The organism is Streptomyces sp., from assembly GCF_035563135.1.
Lineage (GTDB): Bacteria > Actinomycetota > Actinomycetes > Streptomycetales > Streptomycetaceae > Streptomyces.
In genome coordinates this window covers 1-5,330 of record NZ_DATMVN010000744.1, presented here as the reverse complement: position 1 = coordinate 5,330, position 5,330 = coordinate 1, and the positions used below count along the sequence as shown (strand labels likewise).

The 5,330-nt window shown below is 72.5% G+C and carries 5 protein-coding genes; 2 read left to right on the top strand and 3 right to left on the bottom strand.

From position 1 onward, the window contains the following. Positions 1-40 precede the first annotated feature (40 nt). Positions 41-1,195, bottom strand: coding sequence for a TDT family transporter (locus tag VN520_RS33280; protein WP_325750670.1), 1,155 nt, complete (start codon positions 1,193-1,195; stop codon positions 41-43). Positions 1,196-1,265: 70 nt separating this feature from the next. Between VN520_RS33280 and VN520_RS33275 the strand changes: the two genes are divergently transcribed. Continuing rightward, positions 1,266-2,192: a LysR family transcriptional regulator gene (locus VN520_RS33275; RefSeq protein ID WP_325750669.1), complete on the top strand. Its 927-nt coding sequence runs from the start codon at positions 1,266-1,268 to the stop codon at positions 2,190-2,192. A 40-nt stretch (positions 2,193-2,232) separates the two neighbouring features. Here VN520_RS33275 and VN520_RS33270 read toward each other — a convergent pair whose 3' ends face one another. Continuing rightward, positions 2,233-2,946, bottom strand: coding sequence for a gamma-glutamyl-gamma-aminobutyrate hydrolase family protein (locus VN520_RS33270; protein WP_325750668.1), 714 nt, complete (start codon positions 2,944-2,946; stop codon positions 2,233-2,235). Positions 2,947-3,058: 112 nt separating this feature from the next. After that, positions 3,059-3,796 (bottom strand): FadR/GntR family transcriptional regulator, encoded by a 738-nt coding sequence (locus VN520_RS33265; protein ID WP_325750667.1) that lies wholly within the window; start codon positions 3,794-3,796, stop codon positions 3,059-3,061. 74 nt (positions 3,797-3,870) lie between these two features. Between VN520_RS33265 and VN520_RS33260 the strand changes: the two genes are divergently transcribed. After that, positions 3,871-5,232, top strand: a complete 1,362-nt coding sequence (locus VN520_RS33260) for a glutamine synthetase family protein (protein ID WP_325750666.1) — start codon at positions 3,871-3,873, stop codon at positions 5,230-5,232. The last annotated feature ends 98 nt before the right edge of the window (positions 5,233-5,330 follow it).

Below are 5,330 nucleotides of genomic sequence, written 5' to 3'. Positions count from 1 at the left end.
TCGACGCGACGTACGACTCGCGCCGCTGAGTGAGGTCACCTCACGTGGTACGGAGCGTCGCCGGCCGCAGCGGCCCGGGCCCGGCGAGCAGCGCTCCGCTGAACAGCCCGCCCACCGTCCGTACGCCGGCGAACACCCAGGCGGCCACCAGCAGCGCGTAGAGCGCCACGGCCAGCCAGGTGAACGCGTGCAGCCCGGTGTGCCGGGCCAGGCCCGCCGCGCCGGTGACGCACGTGCCGACGGGGAAGGTGAACCCCCACCACGTCATCGTGAACCTCATGCCGCGCCGCACCGCACGCACCACCAACGCGGCGGACAGGGCCAGCCACAGCAGGGCGAACCCCATCACCGGCACCCCGTAGAGGACGGCGAACGCGCCGAAGGCCGAGGCGTACGGCGCGGCGATCGCACCCGGCGCCACGTCTGCGAGCTGGTTGACGGCGGTCGTGGACTGGCCCAGCGGCCCGAGCACCAGGAACATCACCGGGGTCAGCGCGAGCGGCAGCGGGCCCTGGTGCACCAGCCGCGCGAAGACCAGCGGCACGACCACCAGGGTCGCCAGCAGGGACAGCCCGAACATCGCGTAACAGGCGAGCAGAAGGGCCTCACGCCCCTGGCCGGGAGCCAGCTCGGGCACCAGCAGCGGCCCGACCGCGGCCGAGACCATCGGGGCCACCAGCGGCAGCAGCCAGACCGGCGACGCGGTGCCCGGGGCGGGACGGTGGTGTACGACCATCAGGTAAGGGACCGCCACGGCTGCGGCGAGGCCGGTGAGCGTACCCGCCGTGAACAGCAGCGCGTCCACGGCGACGGCGGCAGGATGCCCGATGACATCCTGGCCTGCCACCAGGGTGCCCGCGCCGACGGCGAGCAGCGCCATGGACGAGCAGCCGTGGAACGGGGCGACGGCGGGGTCCATGAGGTGGGCGCGAGCCTGGTCCCGGTGGAGGATCCAGTGGCCGGCACGGGCCGCCAGCACCACGGCCAGCAGCACGGCGGACAGGGCCCACACCACGACGCACGCGGTCCGCAGACCCGGCAGGCGTACGGGCAGCGCCGCGCCCGCGGTCGCGACGATGGCGGTTCCCATGACCGTCGCGTACCAGTTGGGACCGAAATGCCGCAGGGACGGGAGCGGGGGGACGGCGCTACGGACGGCGGGAATCCCGGTCCGGGTCCCCGGAAAGATGGCCATGCCACGATTATCGGCGGGCGGGCCGGCGCCCACCAGACAGCCCAGGGCTATGAGGTCATAGGGTGGGCTTATGACCAGTCCCGGGCCTGCGCCTTCCCCTCTGTCCCACCGGGTCCCCGACCTCGGAGCCATGGTGCTGCTGCTCGCCGTCGCACGGCACGGGAGCCTGGGCAGGGCGGCGCGGGACGTCGGCATCAGCCAGCCCGCCGCCTCCGGCCGCATCCGGTCGATGGAGCGACAGCTCGGCGTCGCGCTCCTGGACCGCTCGCCGCGTGGTTCCCGCCTCACCGACGCGGGCGCCCTCGTCACCGACTGGGCGCGCAGGGTCGTCGAGGCGGCCGAGGCGTTCGACGCGGGGGCCCAGGCGCTGCGGGACCGGCGTGACTCCCGGCTGCGGGTCGCCGCGAGCATGACCATCGCGGAGTATCTGCTGCCGGGCTGGCTGATCGCACTGCGGGCCGAGCGGCCGGGGACCGCCGTGTCCCTGCTCGCGGGCAACTCGGCGGCGGTGGCCCTGCGGCTGCTGGCCGGTGAGGCGGATCTGGGCTTCGTCGAGGGGCTCTCGGTGCCGGAAGGGCTCGACGGCACGGTCATCGCGCACGACCGGCTCGTCGTCGTGGTCGCACCCTCCCACCCGTGGGCGCGCAGGGACCGGCTGGCCCCGGCCGAGCTCGCCGGGACGCCCCTGATCCTGCGGGAACACGGCTCCGGAACCCGTCAGGTGCTGGACGCCGCGCTCGCCGCGCACGGAGGACTGGCGCGCCCGCTGCTCGAACTCTCCTCGACCACCGCGGTGAAGGGGGCCGCGGAGAGCGGCGCAGGTCCCTGCGTGCTGAGCGAGCTGGCGCTGGGCGAGGAGCTCTCCGCGCGGCGTCTGGTCAAGGTTCCTGTCGCCGGTGTCCGGCTGCGCCGTCAGCTGCGCGCGGTCTGGCCCGCCGGCCACCGCCCCACCGGGCCCGCCCGCGACCTGCTCTCCCTGACCGCCGGGGAACCCTGACCGTGTGGGGCCTCACACCGAAGAGACCGGCGCGCGGGCATCACGCCGAGGGAACTGCCGCCCCGGCCCGGGCCGCTGCCACCAGGGCCCGCATGACGCGGAGATCGTCGCCCATCTCCGGATGCCACTGGACCCCGAGGACCCACTGGTCGCCCGGCAGTTCGACCGCCTCCACCGTCCCGTCCGCCGCGTGCGCGGAAACCACCAGACCCGGTGCGATCCGGTCCACGGCCTGATGGTGATAGGTGGGTACGGACGCCTCTTCGGGTACCAGTGAGGCGCAGAGCGTCCCCGGGACGGGCGTCACCCTGTGCTCACCGAGGACCCCCGCCTTGCCGAACGGGCCCGCATGGCCGTCCAGATGCTGGATCAGCGTGCCGCCCAGCGCCACATTGAGCAGCTGCATACCCCGGCAGATCCCGAGCACCGGAGTGCCGGCCGCTCTCGCCGCACGCAGCAGAGCCACTTCCCAGGCGTCACGCTCGTGCGCCGGAGGGCCCGTCCTGAAGTCGCGCTCCGCGCCGTACAGCCCGGGATCGACATCCGCCCCACCGGCGATCACCAGACCGTCCACCCGCGCCACGACGGCCGCCGCCTTCGACGGGTCGTCCGGTGGCAGCATGGCGGCCAGTCCGCCGGACCGCTGGATCAGCCGGGGATAGGCGGAGGGGAGCACCGCCGCGGGGAGTTCCCAGACGCCCCAGCGAGCCGCCGGCTCCAGATAGGTCGTGACGCCGATGAGCGGTTCGTGCATGGTGCGGTCCCTCCGGCGGCCGGACTGCGGGCCGGCCCGGTGCAATGGTGTTACGGCACACCTTTGTTCGTACCGCGCCACCGCGCAAGAGCCGTGATCCGGAAGGGCAGATTCAAGCCAGGAACCCCCGGAGCAGCGCGGCCGTCCCCGCGCAGTGCTCGCGCGCCACCACCCGCGCCTCCTCCTCGTCGCGGGCGAGCACCGCCTCGACGAGTGCCGTGTGCTGGCGCTGCGAGTGTTCGAGGTTCCGTACCAGCAGGGGTATGCAGTCCAGAAGTTCGTTGACGCCTGCCCGCACGCTGGCGTACCGGGACGCGAGGGAGGGGGAGCCGGAGAGCTCGGCGAGCGTCAGATGGAAGAGGGTGTCAAGTCTTCGGTAGTCGGGCAGAGGTGCCTCGTGTGTCGCCGCCAGAGCCGTGCGCAGCCGGTCCGCCCCCTCGCCGTCGAGGCCGCGCGACGCGCAGAGCCCGGCCGCCCCCGACTCCAGGACCTCGCGGAAGAGCAGGAGGTCCTCGATGTCGGTCTCCGCCACCCGGCGGCGCAGCTCCTCCCCGTCCGGCGGGCCGGTGCGGGGGAGTACGAACGTACCGCCGTACCGGCCGCGTCTGGCCTCGATCAGCCCCTCCTCCTGAAGCACCTTCAGCACCTCGCGCAGGGTGACGCGGCTGATGCCGAGGAGCGCGGCCAGCTCACGCTCGGCCGGCAGCCGCCCGCCGCCGGGCACCAGGCCGAGCCGGACCACCTGGAGGATCTGCTCCAGCGCCTCCTCGAAGCCGTTGCCCGCGCGGACCGGCCGCAGCGCGGGCAGCAGCAGATCAAAGGGCCCGGGGTCACCGCTCTCTTCCGCCACGTCCCGATTCCCTTCCCCCCAATGGTTTTCTCCCCTACCTTAGACCGGCCGGCTGACCGAACGAGGAGCATCCCGTGGCAGACCGAACACCCCCGCTGAGGACCGACGAGCTGCGCGTGCTCGTGGAACGCGGTGAGATCGACACCGTGGTCCTCGCCTTCCCCGACATGCAGGGCCGGCTGCAGGGCAAACGCTTCGCGGCGCCGTTCTTCCTCGACGAGGTGCTGGAACACGGCACGGAGGGCTGCAACTACCTGCTCGCCGTCGACACGGACATGAACACCGTCGACGGATTCGCGATGTCCTCCTGGTCCAACGGCTACGGCGACTTCGCGATGCGCCCCGACCTCACGACCCTCCGCCGGATCCCCTGGCACGAAGGGACGGCCCTGGTCATGGCCGACCTCGCCTGGGACGACGGCTCGCCGGTCGCCGCCGCACCCCGCCAGATCCTCCGGCGGCAACTGGAACGGCTCGCCGCACACGGCCTGAGCGCCCACGTCGGCACGGAACTCGAATTCATCGTCTTCAAGGACACCTACGAGCAGGCGTGGGACCGCAACTACCGCGGCCTCACCCCGGCCAACCAGTACAACATCGACTACTCCGTCCTCGGCACCGGCCGCATCGAACCGCTGCTGCGGCGCATCCGCAACGAGATGGCCGCCGCCGGTCTCACCGTCGAGTCCGCCAAGGGCGAGTGCAACCCGGGCCAGCACGAGATCGTCTTCCGCTACGACGAGGCCCTCGTCACCTGCGACCAGCACGCCGTCTACAAGACCGGCGCCAAGGAGATCGCCGCCCAGGAAGGCGTCGCGCTCACCTTCATGGCCAAGTACAACGAGCGCGAGGGCAACTCCTGCCACCTTCACCTCTCGCTCCAGGACTCCGAAGGGCACAGCGTCATGGCGGGCGAGGACGGCACGATGTCTCCCGTGATGCGGCACTTCCTCGCGGGCCAGCTCGCCGCCCTGCGCGACTTCTCCCTGCTGTACGCGCCGAACATCAACTCCTACAAGCGGTTCCAGCCCGGCTCCTTCGCCCCGACCGCCGTCGCCTGGGGTCACGACAACCGCACCTGCGCCCTGCGCGTCGTCGGACACGGCCGCTCGATGCGCTTCGAGAACCGGCTGCCCGGCGGCGACGTCAACCCGTACCTCGCGGTCGCCGGACTCGTCGCCGCCGGACTCCACGGCATCCGGCACGAACTGGAACTCCCCGACGCGTGCGAGGGGAACGCCTACACCGCCGGGTACGAGCAGGTCCCCACCACGCTCCGCGAAGCCGCCGCCCTCTGGGAGAGCAGCGAGGTGGCCAGGGAGGCCTTCGGCGAGGACGTCGTCGCGCACTACCGCAACATGGCGCGCGTCGAACTGGACGCCTTCGACGCAGCGGTGACCGACTGGGAACTCCGCCGCTCCTTCGAACGCCTGTGAGGCACCCCGTGATCCACGAACACCGTGTCCTGAACCCGGCGACCGGAGAACTCGTCGCCACCGTCCCCGCCACCACCGCCGCCGAGGTCGCCACCGCC